Source organism: Shewanella sp. SM32 (genome assembly GCF_025654235.1).
GTDB classification, from domain to species: domain Bacteria; phylum Pseudomonadota; class Gammaproteobacteria; order Enterobacterales; family Shewanellaceae; genus Shewanella; species Shewanella oncorhynchi.
Genome location: NZ_JAKKRO010000025.1, coordinates 19262 through 37428 on the forward strand (window position 1 = coordinate 19262; position 18167 = coordinate 37428).

The 18167-nt window shown below is 44.3% G+C and carries 16 protein-coding genes; 7 read left to right on the forward strand and 9 right to left on the reverse strand.

What is annotated here, in order from left to right:
• Positions 1–9 precede the first annotated feature (9 nt).
• Together L5M10_RS11945 and sodB are read right to left on the reverse strand one after the other, a co-directional pair.
• Complete coding sequence (locus L5M10_RS11945; protein ID WP_263255302.1) at positions 10–1944, reverse strand: PrkA family serine protein kinase; 1935 nt, start codon at positions 1942–1944, stop codon at positions 10–12.
• A gap of 286 nt (positions 1945–2230) precedes the next feature.
• On the reverse strand, positions 2231–2815 hold the full coding sequence (sodB, locus tag L5M10_RS11950) for a superoxide dismutase [Fe] (RefSeq protein WP_028760317.1): 585 nt from the start codon (positions 2813–2815) through the stop codon (positions 2231–2233).
• Positions 2816–3040: 225 nt separating this feature from the next.
• Here sodB and grxD point away from each other — a divergent pair, with 225 nt between their 5' ends.
• Positions 3041–3373, forward strand: a complete 333-nt coding sequence (gene grxD, locus L5M10_RS11955; RefSeq protein WP_011846572.1) for a Grx4 family monothiol glutaredoxin — start codon at positions 3041–3043, stop codon at positions 3371–3373.
• Between the two features lie 161 nt (positions 3374–3534).
• On the opposite strand, the gene L5M10_RS11960 is transcribed toward grxD, so the two are convergent.
• Positions 3535–4785, reverse strand: coding sequence for a uracil-xanthine permease family protein (locus L5M10_RS11960; RefSeq protein WP_028760316.1), 1251 nt, complete (start codon positions 4783–4785; stop codon positions 3535–3537).
• Positions 4786–5000: 215 nt separating this feature from the next.
• Between L5M10_RS11960 and L5M10_RS11965 the strand changes: the two genes are divergently transcribed.
• Positions 5001–6092 (forward strand): DUF2066 domain-containing protein, encoded by a 1092-nt coding sequence (locus L5M10_RS11965; protein WP_263255303.1) that lies wholly within the window; start codon positions 5001–5003, stop codon positions 6090–6092.
• 62 nt (positions 6093–6154) lie between these two features.
• Positions 6155–6865: a DnaA inactivator Hda gene (gene hda, locus L5M10_RS11970; RefSeq protein WP_168823935.1), complete on the forward strand. Its 711-nt coding sequence runs from the start codon at positions 6155–6157 to the stop codon at positions 6863–6865.
• Between the two features lie 118 nt (positions 6866–6983).
• On the opposite strand, the gene L5M10_RS11975 is transcribed toward hda, so the two are convergent.
• From L5M10_RS11975 to L5M10_RS11990, 4 genes are all read right to left on the reverse strand, one after another.
• The gene (locus tag L5M10_RS11975) at positions 6984–8939 is read right to left on the reverse strand and encodes a hypothetical protein (RefSeq protein ID WP_263255304.1); all 1956 of its coding nucleotides are present in this window, start codon (positions 8937–8939) and stop codon (positions 6984–6986) included.
• Positions 8940–9241: 302 nt separating this feature from the next.
• The gene (locus L5M10_RS11980; RefSeq protein WP_028760312.1) at positions 9242–9616 is read right to left on the reverse strand and encodes a DUF2069 domain-containing protein; all 375 of its coding nucleotides are present in this window, start codon (positions 9614–9616) and stop codon (positions 9242–9244) included.
• 52 nt (positions 9617–9668) lie between these two features.
• Positions 9669–10019 carry an arsenate reductase (glutaredoxin) gene (gene arsC / locus L5M10_RS11985; protein ID WP_105252827.1) on the reverse strand — a complete coding sequence of 117 codons (351 nt, stop codon included), beginning with the start codon at positions 10017–10019 and terminating at the stop codon, positions 9669–9671.
• Between the two features lie 128 nt (positions 10020–10147).
• Entirely contained in the window at positions 10148–11617 is a 1470-nt protein-coding gene (locus L5M10_RS11990) for a M48 family metalloprotease (protein ID WP_263255305.1), read from the reverse strand.
• Between the two features lie 111 nt (positions 11618–11728).
• Between L5M10_RS11990 and L5M10_RS11995 the strand changes: the two genes are divergently transcribed.
• The 3 genes from L5M10_RS11995 (at position 11729) to cctA (ending at position 14131) form a co-directional block, all read left to right on the forward strand.
• Complete coding sequence (locus L5M10_RS11995) at positions 11729–11962, forward strand: sulfurtransferase TusA family protein (RefSeq protein WP_131523892.1); 234 nt, start codon at positions 11729–11731, stop codon at positions 11960–11962.
• Positions 11963–12187: 225 nt separating this feature from the next.
• Positions 12188–13270: an AI-2E family transporter gene (locus L5M10_RS12000; RefSeq protein WP_263255306.1), complete on the forward strand. Its 1083-nt coding sequence runs from the start codon at positions 12188–12190 to the stop codon at positions 13268–13270.
• Between the two features lie 510 nt (positions 13271–13780).
• On the forward strand, positions 13781–14131 hold the full coding sequence (gene cctA / locus L5M10_RS12005) for a tetraheme c-type cytochrome CctA (protein ID WP_105252823.1): 351 nt from the start codon (positions 13781–13783) through the stop codon (positions 14129–14131).
• 92 nt (positions 14132–14223) lie between these two features.
• Here the strand turns inward: cctA and L5M10_RS12010 are convergent, their stop codons facing one another.
• Complete coding sequence (locus L5M10_RS12010; RefSeq protein ID WP_263255307.1) at positions 14224–14970, reverse strand: cytochrome b/b6 domain-containing protein; 747 nt, start codon at positions 14968–14970, stop codon at positions 14224–14226.
• Between the two features lie 297 nt (positions 14971–15267).
• On the opposite strand from L5M10_RS12010, the gene L5M10_RS12015 reads away from it, so the two are divergent.
• Positions 15268–15903: a LuxR C-terminal-related transcriptional regulator gene (locus L5M10_RS12015; protein WP_028760305.1), complete on the forward strand. Its 636-nt coding sequence runs from the start codon at positions 15268–15270 to the stop codon at positions 15901–15903.
• Positions 15904–16020: 117 nt separating this feature from the next.
• On the opposite strand, the gene L5M10_RS12020 is transcribed toward L5M10_RS12015, so the two are convergent.
• A complete protein-coding gene (locus L5M10_RS12020) occupies positions 16021–17787 on the reverse strand; it encodes a M61 family metallopeptidase (protein ID WP_263255308.1) in 1767 nt (588 codons plus the stop codon).
• Positions 17788–18167 lie beyond the last annotated feature (380 nt).

Here is an 18167-nt window from a genome sequence, read left to right on the forward strand (position 1 = left end):
AGCGCAAGTTTAAGAAGATTTACGAACTCGTAAATACCACTCAGACAAGAGTCGGACTTGTTTTTTGGTATAGCCTTTCTCCATCATGCGATTGACGAAATCATCGTGTTTGCGTTGATCGTCGTTCGACGTTTTGGCGTTAAAGGAAATAACAGGCAGTAAATCTTCTGTGTTGGAGAACATTTTCTTCTCGATCACAGTGCGAAGTTTCTCGTAGCTGGTCCAGAGCGGATTGTTACCCTCATGGTTCGCGCGGGCGCGCAGCACAAAGTTAACGATTTCATTACGGAAATCTTTAGGATTGCTGATCCCCGCGGGCTTCTCAATCTTTTCAAGTTCAGCATTGAGGGCGGCGCGGTCGAATAGCTGGCCTGTTTCTGGATCGCGGTATTCTTGATCTTGGATCCAAAAATCGGCGTAGGTAACATAGCGGTCGAAGATATTTTGGCCGTATTCAGAGTAAGACTCTAAGTAAGCGGTTTGAATCTCTTTACCGATAAACTCCACATATTTAGGGATCAAATAACCTTTTAGGAATTCAAGATAACGTTCGGCGGTATCGCCGGGGAACTGTTCTTGTTCAATTTGTCGTTCGAGGACATAGAATAAATGTACTGGGTTGGCGGCGATCTCTGAATGGTCGAAGTTAAATACCCGCGACAAAATCTTAAAGGCGAAACGGGTGGATAGTCCATTCATGCCTTCATCGACACCTGCGTAATCACGGTATTCTTGGTAAGACTTAGCCTTAGGATCGGTATCTTTCAGGCTTTCACCGTCATATACCCGCATCTTAGAGTAGATGGAGGAGTTTTCAGGCGGCTTGATGCGTGACAACACACTAAATTGCGCTAAGGTTTCTAAGGTGCCGGGAGCGCAGGGCGCTTTCGATAACTCAGAGTTGATTAGCAGTTTTTGATAGATTTGCAGCTCTTCTGAGACCCGTAAACAGTATGGCACTTTGACTATGTAAACACGGTCGAGGAAGGCTTCGTTGTTTTTGTTGTTTTTGAAGGTTGACCACTCGGACTCGTTTGAGTGAGCCAGAATAATCCCGCTATAGGGCAAGGCCGATAAGCCTTCTGTGCCGTTATAGTTACCTTCTTGCGTCGCAGTCAGTAGTGGATGCAGCACTTTAATTGGTGCCTTAAACATCTCGACGAATTCCATCACCCCTTGGTTTGCACGGCACAATGCGCCTGAATAGGCGTAAGCATCGGGATCATCTTGGGAGAAATGTTCGAGTTGCCGAATATCGACTTTACCGACAAGGGACGAAATATCTTGGTTGTTTTCATCACCAGGTTCAGTTTTCGCTATTGCCACTTGGTTCAGAATGGATGGAAAGACTTTTACCACGCGAAATTTGGAGATATCGCCACCAAACTCATGCAGACGTTTTACCGCCCAAGGCGACATGATAGTTTTCAGATAACGGTTGGGAATGTTGAATTCATCTTTTAACAGCTGTCCATCTTCTTCCACATCAAACAGGCAGAAGGGGTGATCGTTGACTGGGCTACGTACCCCATTTGCGCTCAGAATGTAAATGGGTACTTTTTGCATTAGGGCTTTGAGTTTTTCGGCGAGCGATGACTTACCGCCGCCCACTGGGCCCAGTAGGTATAAAATTTGTTTGGATTCTTCTAATCCTTGAGCCGAGTGCTTTAGGTAAGCCACAATTTGCTCTATGGCGTCTTCCATGCCGAAGAAATCTTTAAATGCGGGATAGCGTGAAATAAGTCGATTCGAAAAAATACGGCTAAGTGTTGGATTTTTTGCGGTATCAATGACTTCTGCTTCACCAATTGCAAGCAGTAGTCGCTCTGATGCTGACATGTAAGCGCTGCGATCTCCCTTGCAGATGTCCAGAAACTCCTGCAAAGAATATTCTTCATCGAGTTTTTGTTCGTAGCGCTTTTGGTAATGCTCGAAAATGCCCATATAAACCCCCTGAAACGCCAGTGATGTCATGGAACGGATAACTGGCTAGCCAGCCTCCTACTCTAATCTTAGACACAAACTCACTATCTGTGTCAAAAAAATATCAAATAAAAACAATAACAAATAGTTGCAAACGCAATTATTGCACTTGTAGTTAGCGGAGGATGAATCGGTAGGATAAGGGATGGGCGGCAAACGAGGGGCATAAAAAAAGAGCCACTAGGGCTCTTTTTACTGGGATTAACCCACTGCTCATTCGGCAGTAAACAACGTTAGGTTAAATGAATTAACCTGCGAAGTTTTGGTTAACGAAGTCCCAGTTAACTAATTGCCAGAAGTGGGCAAGATAGTCAGGACGCACGTTACGGTAATCGATGTAGTAAGCGTGTTCCCACACGTCAACTGTCATGATTGGCGTTACTGTGCTGTCAGTCAGTGGCGTCGCTGCATTGCTAGTGTTAACGATAGCAAGAGTGCCATCGGCTTTTTTCACTAACCATGTCCAAGCGCTACCGAAGTTGTTTACTGCTGAATCAGTAAATTGCGCTTTGAATGCGTCGAATGAACCGAAAGCGGCATTGATTGCATCAGCAACTGGGCCTGTTGGTTCGCCGCCAGCATTAGGGGCTAAGCAGTTCCAGTAGAAAGTGTGGTTCCACACTTGAGCTGCGTTGTTAAATACGCCACCCGTAGAAGTCTTGATGATATCTTCTAAAGATTTGCCAGCGAAATCAGTTCCTTCGATTAAGCCGTTTAGTTTCACAACATAAGTGTTGTGGTGCTTGCCGTAGTGGTATTCTATGGTTTCTTGAGAAATGTGTGGTTCTAGTGCGTTCTTTGCATATGGTAATGCGGGTAATTCGAAAGCCATTAGTATCTCTCCATGGTCTTAGGTTATCGTTTCTTAAACGTGCTCACTTAGGACTATTGTACCGATAAAATTTGTGATGTGAATCATTGTTTAGCTAATTGACTAGATAGACGCCATCGAAAAATCAAATGTCGACATAACCTTACAAACTGTGGGATTTTGTTCTGCGTCTAGCTGACGTACAATAGTCGCATTGAGTCAACGTCATCCTACTTAGGAATCAAAATGGAAACAGTAGAGAAAATTAAGCAGCAGATCACGGAAAACCCTATCATTGTTTATATGAAAGGCTCTCCTAAGTTACCAAGCTGTGGCTTCTCGTCACAGGTAGCTCAGATCATGATTAACTGCGGCGAGCAGTTTGCATTCGTGGATATTCTTCAGCATCCAGACATTCGCGCAGAATTACCTAAGTTTGCTAACTGGCCGACTTTTCCACAATTGTGGATTGAAGGCGAGTTGATCGGTGGGTGTGATATCGTAGTGGACATGTTCCAAAAAGGCGAATTACAACCTTTGATCAAAGCGGCTGCCGCTAAGATCAAGACTGAAGAGTAAGAGTTAATTCTTACTTCATAAAAATATTGCTTCATAAAAAAGCCGCCGTGATTGATATCACGGCGGCTTTTTTATGGTGGTTTCTTAAGAAACGATCAATTTTATAAAGTGGTCATTTTTCAACGACCTACTTCGAAATTGATCGAGTCTTCAAGCCGTGATTAATGAGGCGTCACATCAGACTCGTGGTGTTTATTGTGTGGCTTAGTCGCGGGTAATAGTAAGTTCATGGTAATAGCGACAATACCGCACAAGCTAATACCAGTCAGACTGAATGAACCTATGCCAAATGCCATGCCGCCGATACCAAAGACTAAGGTAACACCGACAATACTTAAATTACGTGGCTCTGATAAATCCACATGATTACGAATAAGGGTGTTGAGGCCAACTGCGGCAATGGAACCAAATAGCAAACACATGATACCGCCCATCACTGGGACGGGGATAGTTTGCATCAGCGCACCTAGTTTGCCAACGAAGGCTAAAGTGATGGCGGTAATGGCAGTCCAAGTCATGATCTTAGGATCAAAATTTCGGGTTAAGGTTACTGCACCTGTCACTTCAGAGTAAGTTGTGTTCGGTGGACCACCAAAGGCTGCGGCTGCAATTGTGGCAATCCCGTCACCCGTTAGCGTGCGATGCAGGCCGGGTTTTTTCATAAAATCTTTACCCGTGACGTTGGATATCGCCAGAATATCACCTATATGTTCTACCGCAGGGGCGATTGCCACTGGGATCATAAATGCGATGGCATACCAGTTTAATTCTGGCGCGACAAATTTAGGAATAGCAATCCAGCTTGCAGCGGTCACGACGGCAAAATCAACAATACCAAAGGCTAGGCTTAAACTGTAACCTACTATAATACCTGCTAAAATCGGCATCACTTTGAGTAGGCCCTTTGCGAAAATCGCCACCGCGATAGTGGTACCAAGCGATGCGAGCGAAATAAATAACGCCGTATTTGTAGCGACTAAAGTCAAGCTACCATCACCACTCTTGCCTAATGCCATATTCACTGCCACGGGGGCTAAGCCAAGGCCGATAATAATGATCACAGGTCCCACTACGACTGGGGGCAATAGTCTGTGAATAAAGTCAGTGCCGCGCACTTTAACTAAGGCGCCGAGCATGACGTAGACCACGCCCGCGGCCATAATGCCGCCCATTGTGGATGGAATTCCCCAAGTCTGCACGCCATAAAGTATGGGGGCAATAAAGGCGAAGGAAGATGCGAGGAAGATAGGCACTTGGCGTTTAGTAATCAATTGGAAGAGTAGGGTACCGATACCTGCGGTAAACAATGCCACACTGGTGTCGAGCCCTGTAAGTAGCGGCATTAGTACTAGGGCACCGAAGGCCACAAATAGCATTTGCGCGCCCTGTAAGGGGATAGCGAGTCGTCTCATTTATTATTCTCGTTAATTTAGGGTAAACCGCCAAATGATAACAGTTTGTTGGATTTTGAGCAGGAGAAAATCGCCTGTTTTGCCGACGTTGATCACTGTTTGGGTTTTCTGTGCTATGGCTGGCACGGAAATGGGGCTAAATTTTGGCAAGACTCGCTTAAGGCGCTAACTATGGTACAATTTGCCTCATCTGACGCTACTTCAACTACTCAAAGATGCTGAAATTCCTATTGAAGCCGAGCTTAATTGCATTTCTATATTGTCTGTTCACGATTAATAGCGTCAATGCTGTTGAGGTGAGTAAATTAGATGAGGCCAATGTGCCTGTGTCTTCGCGCGCAGTTGCTGAACGCGACAAAGCCTTAAAAAGTGCACTTGAGCAAGTCATTATCAAGAACACTGGGACTGCGCGATCCCTCGATAACAGCCTAATCCAATCTCAGCTCAGTAATCCTGATACCTTGCTGAGCCAGTATGGTTATATCGAGCAAAATGGCCAATTGCTGTTGACCGCGAGTTTTGAGCACCGCCGCATAGTGGCGTTACTGCGTCAGGCACAATTGCCTGTTTGGGGAACTCAACGCCCGCTGACCTTATTTTGGGTCGCTATGCCTGGTGATGGCGACACTATGATATTGGGTGACTCATCTGCGTTAGCCGAACGTAAGATTTTTAGCGATTTTTCCTATGCCCGCGGTATACCTGTACTCTTGCCTATCTTAGATCTTGATGAGTTGATGGGTATTAATCCTAACGATATTAAAGGGATGTTTGCCGACATCGTGGCGAGTGTATCTGGCCGCTATCAAGCTGACTTTTTGGCGCTAGTGGCAATTGATGCCGCCGGGAATCAGGTTCGTTATCGTTTAAATCTTTATACTAAGGCTACCATTGACTCTTTGACGCCACCGTTATTCAGTTACAACGGTATTGCTGAAAATTCGACCCAAGCGATTACCGCTATGATGGCGGCGTTAGGTGAATACTATTTTACTAAGTATGCGATTGCAGATACTGGTACTCAGCTTGGTGCGAGTGTTACCTTCGTTAATATCCAAAAAATGGCGCAATTAGTTGAAGTTGAAAAATATTTGAAGCAACTCAGCGCGATTAAAAATGCCACGTTAACGCATATTCAAGGTAATACTGTGACTTTATCGTTAGATTTATTTGGCTCAGAGACGGATTTACAACGCTTATTAAGCTTAGAGCCGCGTATTTCTGTGGTCGCACCTGTGAGTGCAGGTGAATTTAGCCCTGTCTCTAATCAAACTGGCAAACCTGTGTATGAATGGCGTTTACATTAAGATGTTATCGGCCGTGCTTAGTTAAGCACGGCATTGTTTTTATTTAATATTGAGAAGACCGAGTGCCCTTAAACTCACCTCTGCAACTCTCGTTACCTGTGCATTTGCCAGACGACGAAACCTTTAATAGTTATTACCCCGCCGCGGGTAATGATGAACTTATTCAAAAATTGAGAGCGAATGCCGAAGGGCATGGTGAAGCCGCCATCTATTTGTGGGGCCCAGTTAAATCGGGTCGAACCCATTTAATGCACGCTGCTTGCGCGCACGCTAATGAAGTGGAGCGTCGCAGCTTTTATATTCCCTTAGGCATACATGCGAGTATTTCGACCGCATTGCTTGAAGGCCTAGAACAGTTGGATTTGGTTTGTATCGATGATGTCGATGCCATCGCCGGCCACCCCGTTTGGGAAGAGGCGATTTTTGATCTCTACAATCGCGTCGCAGAAAATAAGAATTGCGCCTTAGTGGTCAGCGGCAGCTCGTCTCCTGCGGATGCTGGGTTCCTCTTGCCAGATCTTGTTTCACGTATGCAATGGGGGTTGAATTACCAACTGCAACCCATGGCAGATGATGAAAAACTTGCCGCACTGCAACGCCGCGCCGCTATGCGTGGCCTGCAATTACCGGAAGATGTCGGGCGTTTTTTACTGAACCGTATGGCGCGGGATTTGCGTACCTTGTTTGATGTATTGGATAAGTTAGATAAAGCCTCATTAGTGCATCAGCGTAAGCTCACGATTCCGTTTGCCAAAGAGATGCTACACCTTTAGATACTGCATGGTTTGTGTTCGTTCTGAAGATACAAAACCTACTGGCATTAAAGCCAAAAAGAGTAAAGCCCGTCATGTTGAATACATACGGGCTTTTGTTTATCTAAAATTTAAAACGCTATTGTTGTGGATGTTGGTGACGGTCACCACTTAAGCGAAGTTCGGCTTCAAAACGAGACTCGGCATTAATTGCAGCTGCATTGCTTTGGCCTTTGAGCTGTGTATTCGCAGGCGATATTGCCAATGTTTGACGCCAGCTTTGACCTTGCACCATATTAATTGGCTCGGGTAGGCTTTCGACCAGACTGATCCCATTAAGCTCTGGCAGCATTTCATCAATCACCAACGCAGCGCGATTTTCTAGACTGTCTTTTGCAATTCTTCCCCTTTGTCCCCAGTCAATAATCAGCGAATCCGCAGTTAAAATCGCAGGTTTATTGGTGACGGCGACATCACGCAATATTTGATAGCGATAACTCATCATGGCTTCCTCAAATAACATGGCCGTGTCTTCACGGGTACTGGAATAGGCATAGAAGTCGCTGGCGATATCGGTAGAAAAGAAAGTACTGACATCCGATGCTTGATAGGTCTTTTGCACATTACTCGCCGCTGCGCCGAGGAAACTAACATTGGCAAGTCCCATCATTTCAGTGCTCGTTAATGGGTAGGTTTTACTGACTTGATCTGAAATTAGACTCTTGTTGGTATTGCGGCGGCTGTAGTCATCTAACAGTCTTGGCCCTGTGAGTGTGGCATGCACGCTGCGTGGAAAAAAGTCATTGGCATGGGCGAGCTCGTGGTACAACAAGGAGGCCAGATCGGGATTGATTTGCGCTAATGTGCGGTTTGCTCTGACTGTGATAGGCACGCCAAGGGAGGCATATTGGTTATCTTTCACATAACGCCAAGGCATCACAAAGTTAAGATCATTTCCAAAATTACTGCGGTAATCCGGCGCTTCATTAATAGTGTCGCGCTGGGTAGGTGTAAGCCATAAATCATTGGGATCGAGATAAATCGCCCCTGTGACTACCCAATAAAAAGAAGGGCGTACATCATAGCTAATCACCACGGCTGTAACGGATTGTAACAGGCGGGCAAAATCGCTATTAGGGTCCATCTGGGCTAAGAAAGCGGCAAAGTTATCACCCATCCAATCGTGGGAAACCAGTACTCGATTTAGAATCGTCTCGTGATTGAGATCGCTTGAGGTTTGACCTATCAAAGGTAAGGTATTGATAGTGCAGCTATCATTAAGCTGATTGGAGTAAACACAGTTTGCTAGCACATTGGCGTAAGGTGAATCCGGACGATAGGCATGGGTGCGCGCAACTGGGGTATCGAAGTATGGTGAGCTGATCGCTGGCGCTGAGGTTGTTAGCACAAAGACATCATCGCTAAGCTGATTGCCATTGACGTTGGCATTCACTTTGAGGCGAGTGATTGTATCCTGAGTGACCGTTGGCGCGGTAAACAAGGGTCTAAACGGATCGCTCACATCGACCATTAAATCTGGGCCAGATGCTACACACCAAGAGATATTTGCTGCGCTTAATTCCGATTGTTGCCCGAGTCTTAAACTCACATTATTGCCTTCAACCACTTGGTGATCTTGACGGACGTTTAGCATACCCGTCGATGCGGGATCGACATTAATACCAATTTCTCCGGAGACATCTAGATTACTGCCCGTCACATGCAAGCTAAAACGGTAGCCGCCTGTGGTGGGAGTATCAAGGGCTAATACCGGGCTGTTTTGACTGACGAGTGCTATGTTAGGGCCATCGATTTGCTGCCAACGGAAGGTTAAGTCTTGGCTGTCACGATTTAGGATATTGGCAATGATAGTACTAGATTGACCCGCCACATAATTTTGCTCGGTTTGAAAGCGAATTGAGGATGACGTGGTGGTAATGAGTGGCGAAATGCTATCTGTGCAGCGTGCTAGTGAGGTGGAGGGGGGCGTGACTACACTATCATCTGGTTTACTATCACCACCGCCCCCGCATGCCGCAAGTAGGCCAGAGCAAGCCATAAATCCGAAAAATTTCAGTGGTATCGACATTCCCATTACACCATTCTCCCTTGCTAACTCTGCTGTGCTATTTAGACTTTTGTGGCGTCATGGGACGCTTATACTGTGAGAAACTGACTATAGCACGGGTACTTAGTTGCAAAAAGTCAGTGTAAGTATAATAAGTGTTAATTTTGTCGTGATGGGAATTGACGTCGGAACAGAGGTTGAAACTAAGGTTGAAATGGATATTCAGACTGAGATCATAAGGGATATTTGAGCCAAGGTTTGGCCTTTTAATATAAAAAATGCCGCCATACCCAGCAAGGTTAAACGGCACTGAAAATACATTGAACTGACTATTCTTTAGATTTTTTCTTCAGGCCTAATCCCAGTTCACGACCACGTATGCGGGCATAAAATGGGAAAGCGATTAGCAGTACGCCAATCAATAATACTTCGATTAAGGCAAAAGCGAAGGCGTCATTGGTGACATAAAGCAGGGTGAGCCCATGTAACATATATAAGCACAGAATAAAACTTGCCCAAGCGTAAGTGTATGGATTACCTTGGAAAACACCCTTTGCGGGTAGTAATAACGGCACTATCCATAAGAGGCTAAATAGCAGGGTGTATTCACCGCTAATCCCTTGGCCAACAAACCAACCGCCTAACAGCAGCACTAGCGCAAAGTAGCCTAAACGGCTAAGGATAAATAAGGTGTTGGACGTCATAAGTCTACCTAAGGGTTGAAAATAAAAGCCATTTTTGTTTAAAAATTATGGGTTAAAGAATAGTAAGCACATTCTCAGGGGGACGGCCGATGGCTGCGCTTTGATTGGCGAGCACAATTGGCCGTTCGATGAGTTTAGGAGTGTTGACCATAGCCTCAATCAACTGCAATTCTGTTAGTGATGAGTCTGCAAGTCCCAAGGCTTGATATTCTGCTTCCTTGGTGCGCATTAATTCGCGAGCACTTATGCCTAGTTTAGCCAGAATGTCGCCGATGTCTTTAGCCGTAGGGGGATTTTTTAAGTATTCCACTAGGGTAATGTCGCAGCCTTGTTGCTCGAGTAAAGCTAAGGTTTCACGGCTTTTTGAACAACGTGGGTTATGGTAAATCGTCGCTTGGGTCATAGTACTAGAGGCTCAATACGGGCTGAAATAACAATGGCGCGGATAATAACAGAAAAAACCGCGCCCCGTCAGTGTGTTCGGGGCGCATAAATGGGTTATTGTCTTTAATCTATTTGTAAAACAACTTATTACTTAAGCGCATCCATTTCTTTATCAGCCATTTTAAACTGGCGAATACGTGCTTCAATACGTGCAAGCTGTAATGGATTATTTTCGGATGCACGGTAGGCAAAGTTAAGTTGATCGATTGCGCCCTTATAGTTAGCACCTAAGGCCATCAGCTCTGCGGTGGAAAAATATTCCAATGCTTGGTTGCCGGTTTTTTTATACACCATAGTCAACAATTGATAGGGCAGTTCATTTTGTTTATCGAGGAAAATCATATCCTCCAGCAAAGGAATTGCTTTGGGGGCTTGATCGGCTTCGATATATATATTGGCTAAGTTGGCATTGATCACTTGAGACGTTGGTTTCATTTTACGCTGGGCTTCGAGCATAGTAATCGCTTTTGCATAGTCCTTACGTTCGATCAGTAAATCAGATTTAGTGTCTATATAAAACAGGTTGTTATTATCGATTTTTAACAGTTCATCGACGATTTTTTCTGATTCATTAAACTTCTTCAATCTATATAAAGCCAGCGCTTTGCCATAAAGTGCTGCCTCTTTGAAGGTATAGGTCTGTTTGTTGAGCTGCCGATCAAACATGCTTAATACTGCTTCGTCGCTATAGCTGGAAAAACGGACTTGAATACGAGCTTTTGCTAGCTGAAAATTAAGATTATCAGGGATATAACGTTTAGGGTATTGCTTGGCACGGTTACGGGCTTCAGTGATCCGCGATTCAGGTAATGGGTGAGTTAATAACATTTGTGGTGGTGTTGTGGTAAAGCGATAACGACTGGCTAATTTACCAAAGAAATCCGCTGCAGCATTAGGATTAAAGCCTGCATCCACTAGAATTTGCATTCCGATGCGATCGGCTTCCTTTTCATGCAAACGGGTGTAGTTGATTTTCGATTGTGTCGCCATAGCTTGGGTTGTCGCAAGTGCCGCCATACCTGCTTGTGGTACTGCAATAGTTAACAAAATGGCGCCGAGTAAACCGGCAATTGTTGCAGGATTACTTTTTTGCTGTGCTTCAAGCGAACGCGCAAGGTGACGTTGAGTAACGTGAGTCACTTCGTGGCCTAATACTGAAGCCAGTTCGCTTTCATTGTCGGCATTGAGAAATAAGCCTGTGTGCACGGCAACATGGCCGCCAAAGAAGGCGAAGGCGTTGATTTCATCATTTTGTAATAGGAAAAAATAAAACGGCGTTTTTACGCCTGTGGCATGGGCGACCAGTTTATTGCCAAGCTCGGTAAGATATTGACTCAACACGGGGTCATTTAGCATAGGTGCCGATGAGCGAATGATGCGCATATAAGCATCACCGTAAACCATTTCTTTTTCAAGGCTGAAGGTGTTAACTGCGGCCGTACCTAAATCCGGTAAGTCATTGTTGGCAAAGCTTTTGGCGGCGAAGGTTAGCAGCATCAAGGAGAGTGCGCCTGCAACAAAAGGTTTGAATCGAGTCAAAAAAGTCAAGTTACGCAAGCGGATCCTTTTATTTCTAATTATCTCAACTAAAGGCAGATACTGCACTTAGCTTGTAGTTTGAGGTGCAACTTAGGATAATGGCCCAAGTTCGTCTATAGCAAGTTCATTATGATTTTTATTGATTTAACGCTCTTTCGTTGTCCAGTACCCTTAGTGAAAGTGAAGCTTGCATTGAAGCCAATGCGAGAGGGTGAGCAGTTGCATATCTTACTCTCAGACTCTGGTTCGCGGCGAGATGTTCCCCAATATTTAAAAAAACAAGGGCATGTCGTGCAAGAGTTGCGTAATGATGCAGGTCTGTTAGCCTTGATGGTCACCAAAGTTGATCTATCTCAGGGATAAATTGAGGATTTTTATGTTTAAATCCTCTTAGACTAGCATCAAGCGCCTAATTCTGAGCCAGAGTGCCGCTCAGGCTAAGTTGTTTACTCCTATCAGTTGATTTTTTGATTTAGCTGACGTGTAGAAGCGAAAGTCTAACTGAGTAAAGTCTCGAATAACATCATGATAAATAAACTTTCCTGAGCGTTTGGGAAGCATCGCCAACCATCACTATTGGAATGATCCATGTTTACTGTTTTTTCTCGTTGGTATCAAGAGCGCTTTAGTGATCCACAAGCTGTGACCTTAATGGCTATTCTTGTCGGGCTCGCGCTAGTGATTTATTTTGCGGCAGGTTTACTTGCTCCGCTGTTGGTCGCTCTTGTGTTGGCATTTCTATTGGAATGGCCTGTGGCGCAAATGCTTAAATTGGGGATTAATCGCACCGCTGGTGCGTCCTTGGTTATTGTGTTGTTTTTGGGAATCGTGGTTTTACTGATATTTGGCTTAATTCCGAGTGTGTGGCGTCAAGGTGTTAGCTTAATTGCCGACTTGCCTAGCATGATAGATAAAGGCCTGCTGACAATACAAACGCTGATCAATCAATATCCACGATTTATCAATCCAGAGCAGTTAGATCTGATGGTGGGTGAGCTTAAAAAACTGCTCGATACTCAACATGTGTTGGATATTGCTAAGCAATTAATCGGTTATTCAGCTTCTTTACTCGTCTTGATGGTGTACGCGATTTTAGTGCCCTTACTGGTGTTTTTCTTTTTAAAAGATAAAGACCAACTGATTAGCGGCAGTAAGCGATTTTTTCCCGTAAATCGCCAGTTAGCCCGTAAAGTGTGGTTTGAAATGCACCAACAGATTTTTAATTACATTCGTGGCAAAGTGATCGAAATCGTGGTTGTTGGTGTTGCAACTTATATTTTGTTTGCCTTGATGGGACTGCGATATTCGGCTTTGCTCGGTGTGTTAACGGGGTTATCGGTATTGATCCCTTATGTCGGTGCAACCTTAGTTACATTACCTATAACCCTAGTGGCATTTTTTCAGTGGGGTTTTAGTTCTGAATTTGGCTATTTAATGTTGGGTTACGGTATTATTCAGGCGCTCGACGGTAATTTACTCGTGCCTATTTTGTTCTCCGATGCGGTGGATTTACATCCGGTGATCATCATAGCGGCTGTTTTAGTCTTTGGCGGTTTATGGGGTGTATGGGGAGTATTCTTTGCCATTCCATTGGCATCGTTGGTCAAAGCCGTGATTAACGCTTGGCCTAAAACAGAGCTTGAGGCTGACAATAAACTTGATGCGAGTTGATGCTTACCTGTCTAACCGCTATTTGTATTATTGGTTATAGTGGGCGAGTTAACCGTTATCGCTAATTCCTCTTGGCATTTGAATTAAGTGCCAGAGGCGTTTGGGTTGAATGTTATGCCTTCACAATTTAAAGCATCCTCGTCTAGTACTCTGTACCCATTCACTTATTGTCATTCCTTTTTATTATCACTTTGTCTTAAGTATCATCATGAATCGAGCTTTTAGTTTTAGATTAAGGGGGATTTATTCTGTCGCTTGCCAGTTTAGGGATTTACATTATGTAGCCTCTAGGTTAGGTAGATGTAAAACTCTTATATAAGCATGTGGTTACATGATGCAGCGCACATTTTACCCTTGAGTATGTTGATAAAGTTGTGTCGCTTAGTTTGGGTTTGCTTATTCGTTCATCCTTAGCTAAGTTATATCGAGTCGTGCTATTTATTTTGGTTGAGAGATGGAAGTCACCCTGACAAGAATTTCCACTGACAATCGCCATTGGAGGATACTATTGTGAGCAAAAAACTATTAAGTGCGCTTTTCGGGGCAAGTCTTGCAGCGTTAGCGCTGTCGCCAACCGCATTTGCTGCAGATCAAAAATTGTCTGATTTCCATGCTGAGTCGGGTGGATGCGAAAGCTGTCATAAAGATGGTACACCTTCTGCGGATGGTGCCTTTGAATTTGCACAGTGCCAAAGTTGTCATGGTACCTATGCTGAAATGGACGCTGTGCATAAGCCACATGACGGTAATTTAGTCTGTGCAGATTGTCATGCGGTACATGATATGAATGTCGGTCAAAAACCTACCTGTGAAAGTTGCCATGATGATGGTCGTACCCCAGCAACTGTTCTGAAAAAATAATCAAACATGTTAGAAACGTTGGCGTGAGCCTTCAAATCTAAATAAATAACGCCAGCAAATGCTGGCGTTATTTTTATGACTAAAGTCACTCATTACTCATCTTTGGGTTGGCCTTGGATGATTTTTTTACCCGAAAACATGGCTGAAATAATCCCTGGTTGACGTTTTACTTCAGTATAAATCACCGCGAATACATGTAATAACATCAGCAGTAACAACAGATAAACCGCATAGACGTGCACTTGACCTGCCAATCCTTTCATTGGTTTAAGTGCATCCGCTTTTTCTGCGTTCACACCCGTTGCATCATAGGGTTTTAAGCTTGTTGGTTCGACATTGGTATCAGCAAGATAACTTTGTACAGCACTACCTAGCGGCGGATAATAAATATCTGTACCTGCACGCAAAAGTCCAGTGATCATTATGGTCACTAATAGCAACATGATGGCCAGCACGGCAAATTTACCTTTAGGGTTATGACCTAAATACTGCGGATTTTTCCCCGCGGCTAATTCAGTCTTATAAGCTATTAATTCGCTTTTGCTATTAGCATTGGGAAACATGTGGCTGAAACGCGCATATTTGTTACCGATAAAACCCCACACAAGGCGGACGATGAGGTTTATTGCAAACGCATATCCTATGCACACGTGTAAAGTTTTCAAGCCAATTTTACCTGTTAACTCAGATATGCCTAGCTCAGTGCGATACATCATGATGCCACCGACTAAGATGAGTGCGAGCACAAGAATGACATTAATCCAATGAAATAATCGTGTCGGTTTGTCCCACACAGGATAGGATTTTATTTCAAAAGCGGTGGGGTTACTGCTGGACATGGAATTTCCTTATTTTTTGTGTTGGTATGATCTTACGCTTTTATCCTAAAATTTCAGTAATTTTTTTCAGTTTCAATTAAGACTTCTGATTGATAGTGTAGTCAACGAAAGTGTTAGAAGTTTTTGATTTGCGTACGGTAAATATTTTTTACGTAAGTCTTTTTAATCTGTTTTATCTAATGCTAATATCGTGACCACGGTAGACTTGGAAGTCTATTGAACGGATGTTGAAGTCGTATTTGGAGGATCTTAGATCCTTAAAGTGAATAATCGTTAACCAGACAGGGAGTGAGCAGGATGTTCAAAATATTACATTGGATTGTAGTGTCACGATCGCAAGTATTGATGGAATTGCTCGCAGGACGTTGGCCGCAGGAGTTTCTCGTTAAGTTGACCCAAGTCAGCCCTGATGAGATGTGTGAGAAAATCAAAGATAATAATGCCTCCATGGTCGTGATCGATTTAGCGACTGTTGATCTTCAAAAAGCCCACCAATTTCAGCGTTTACTTGCCCGTGAGCAACCGAGTGTGCGAGTTGTCTATTTACAGTTCCCTAAACAAGTGGATGCTCGTTTCTTAATGCAAGCTGCCACAACTGCAGGGGTGTTTTATCTCGATGCAGGTTTAACTGAGATAAGCCTAGGACTCTCGAATATTTTACGAGGTCATAGGGTCATCCCAATTCAGCTCATTAATGGGGTAAATGATGATTTTGGGTTGTTCGAAGACACTGAACCGTTAACTATCCGTGAGCGTGAAGTATTACAAGCATTGTTGACGGGAAGTACTAATTTAGATATCGCCAATCAGTTGTTTGTCAGTGAAAGCACGATAAAAACCCATTTGTACCGAGTATTCCGTAAAATTGGAGTGTCTAGCCGTGGTCAAGCGATTGCGTGGGCACAAACCTATTTGCACGATGTGGTGGTTTAAGTCGCTATCAGTATTGATATACACACGGATATACATTTAAGTTAAGTCTTATCTCAGATAAAAGGGGCTAAAGCCCCTTTTATTATTTCTCAAAAGTAGTCTTAAGCCGAAAGCCTATTAACGTCCAAGCCAAGCCGCTATTTTGCTTTTGTCACGAATGGATAGGGCGACAGTATCCTTAGGCGCGGCAGTTATCATCAATTCACCTGTCATCAATTCATCCCGTCTAAACCAATGTAAATTCAACGATTCACCCAGCGGATACTGCTGTAGCTGCGCCTCAAATTGTCCTGTGACTTGTAGGTTATCCGCGGCAATTAACACATCACCTGCACTTAACCCCGCAAGGTGTGCAGGGCTGCCTTGGGTGACAGTCACGATTTTTAATCCAACAGGTGCTGCTTGGGTTTTCGCGCCGAATGCAATCTCATAACCTTTCGCTTGCCCGCCGCCCACATCTTGCGCACCTTGGCTGGCCCGAAGACTCAAGTTGACCCCAAATTCGGCGAGTAAAGCCGCTAACGGAATATCGTCCGTACTATCTAAGTAGGCAAACAGATCTTGGCAATCACGACCAAGGAGTCGTTCAACGATGGCTTGATGGCAAGTATCTGTGGTGCCTTTATCTTGCAGAGCATATTCCTGCCATAAAATCTGCATAACATGGTCGAGATTGTATTTGCCCTGGGTTTCGCTGCGCAGGGTTAAATCTAAGTACAGCGCAAACAGAGCCCCTTTAGTGTAATAACTGATGATGGCATTTTGTGCGTTTTCATCCTGCTTGTAGAACTTAGTCCAAGCATTAAAGCTTGAGTCCTTAACACTTTGTTTAAAGCGCCCCTGGCTGCGATAGACACGGGTGAAGGTATCACTCAGCATATCTAAATAGCTTTGTTCATCTACCAGACCTGCACGATAGGTAAGAAAGTCATCGTAATAGGAGGTGATGCCTTCATAGGCCCACAATTGTGGCGTATAGGTTTCGGCCTCAAGTTTATAGGGTAAAAAGCATTCAGGCTTAATGCGCTTAACGTTCCAGCTGTGGAAATACTCGTGGCTGCACAGGGATAAATAAGTGCGATAGTCATTATTGATTGGCATATCTAGCGACAGTGGTAAGTCTTTGCGTGAACACATTAATGCAGTAGAAGCTCTGTGCTCTAAACCGCCAAAGCCATTGTCTAATACTGTGGTCATAAACAAATAACGCTTAAACGGTGCAGGTGTACCAAAGAAGTTAATCTGATACTCACAAATGGTCTTTAAATCTTGGCAGAGCCTTGGCATGCAAGCACGGTGGCGACCATTGAGTACGATATCATGCCGCACGCCACAGGCATCAAAACTCCCTAAGGTGAATAAACCCATTTCCACCGGATGATCGATGAGCTCGTCATAGCTTTTAGCTGAAAATTGGCCGAAGGCAAAATCGTCACCACTGGTGCGGGTTATGCTGGTAGCAAGGCGCCAGTCACTTAATGTTGGCTCTGTTGGTGGCTCTATAGAGACGGTGTGTAAAGTGTCTTCAAAACCATGGGCGGATAAAAACACGCTACTGCCATTAAAGAAGCCGTGGGTCATGTCCAAATGCGCGGTGCGCACCGACAGATCCCAAGCATACACTTGATAAGTCAGAATAATTTCGCTGCTATTATTGTCAACCGACCAAGTTTGCTTATCTAGCTGTATGAGCTTGAGCGTTTGGCCATTAGCATCTTGTGCCTTGAGTTCAATGATATTTTTAGCAAAGTCACGCACCATATAACTGCCAGGCAGCCAAGCGGGTAGGCTAAAGACCTGCACTGGCTTTGGTTGGGATAATGTCATAGTGACAGCGAATAAATGGGCTTTCGGATCGACGGGGATTATCTGGTAATGGATCATATTTATCCTGCAAAACCTGAGTATTTTAATGGTGGCCATGCTGCCAAAAATGACTGCAACTGGCAAATGAAAAGCAAAATATCTGCAGACACAAAGTATTGAATTGTTAATATACCCAAGCAACCTGAAGATACGAGTTCAGAGCGCCTAGGGTGCTTCAATTCAAGGCGCATCAATGACAGAATGTCGGCCACCTTTTGAATTGATGCAACACGGGAGTGGAGTACCCTAGACGCTCCGTCCCGGCGGGTTTTAACGCACTTTATGCTGTGTTGGTTATTTTTAACTTAGCCCACTAGGTCCGCAAATAACCGCCTTGCCTAAAGTGCGTTAAACTCCCGCTGAATCATGCATCTTCAAGTTGTTTGGGTATATACTAT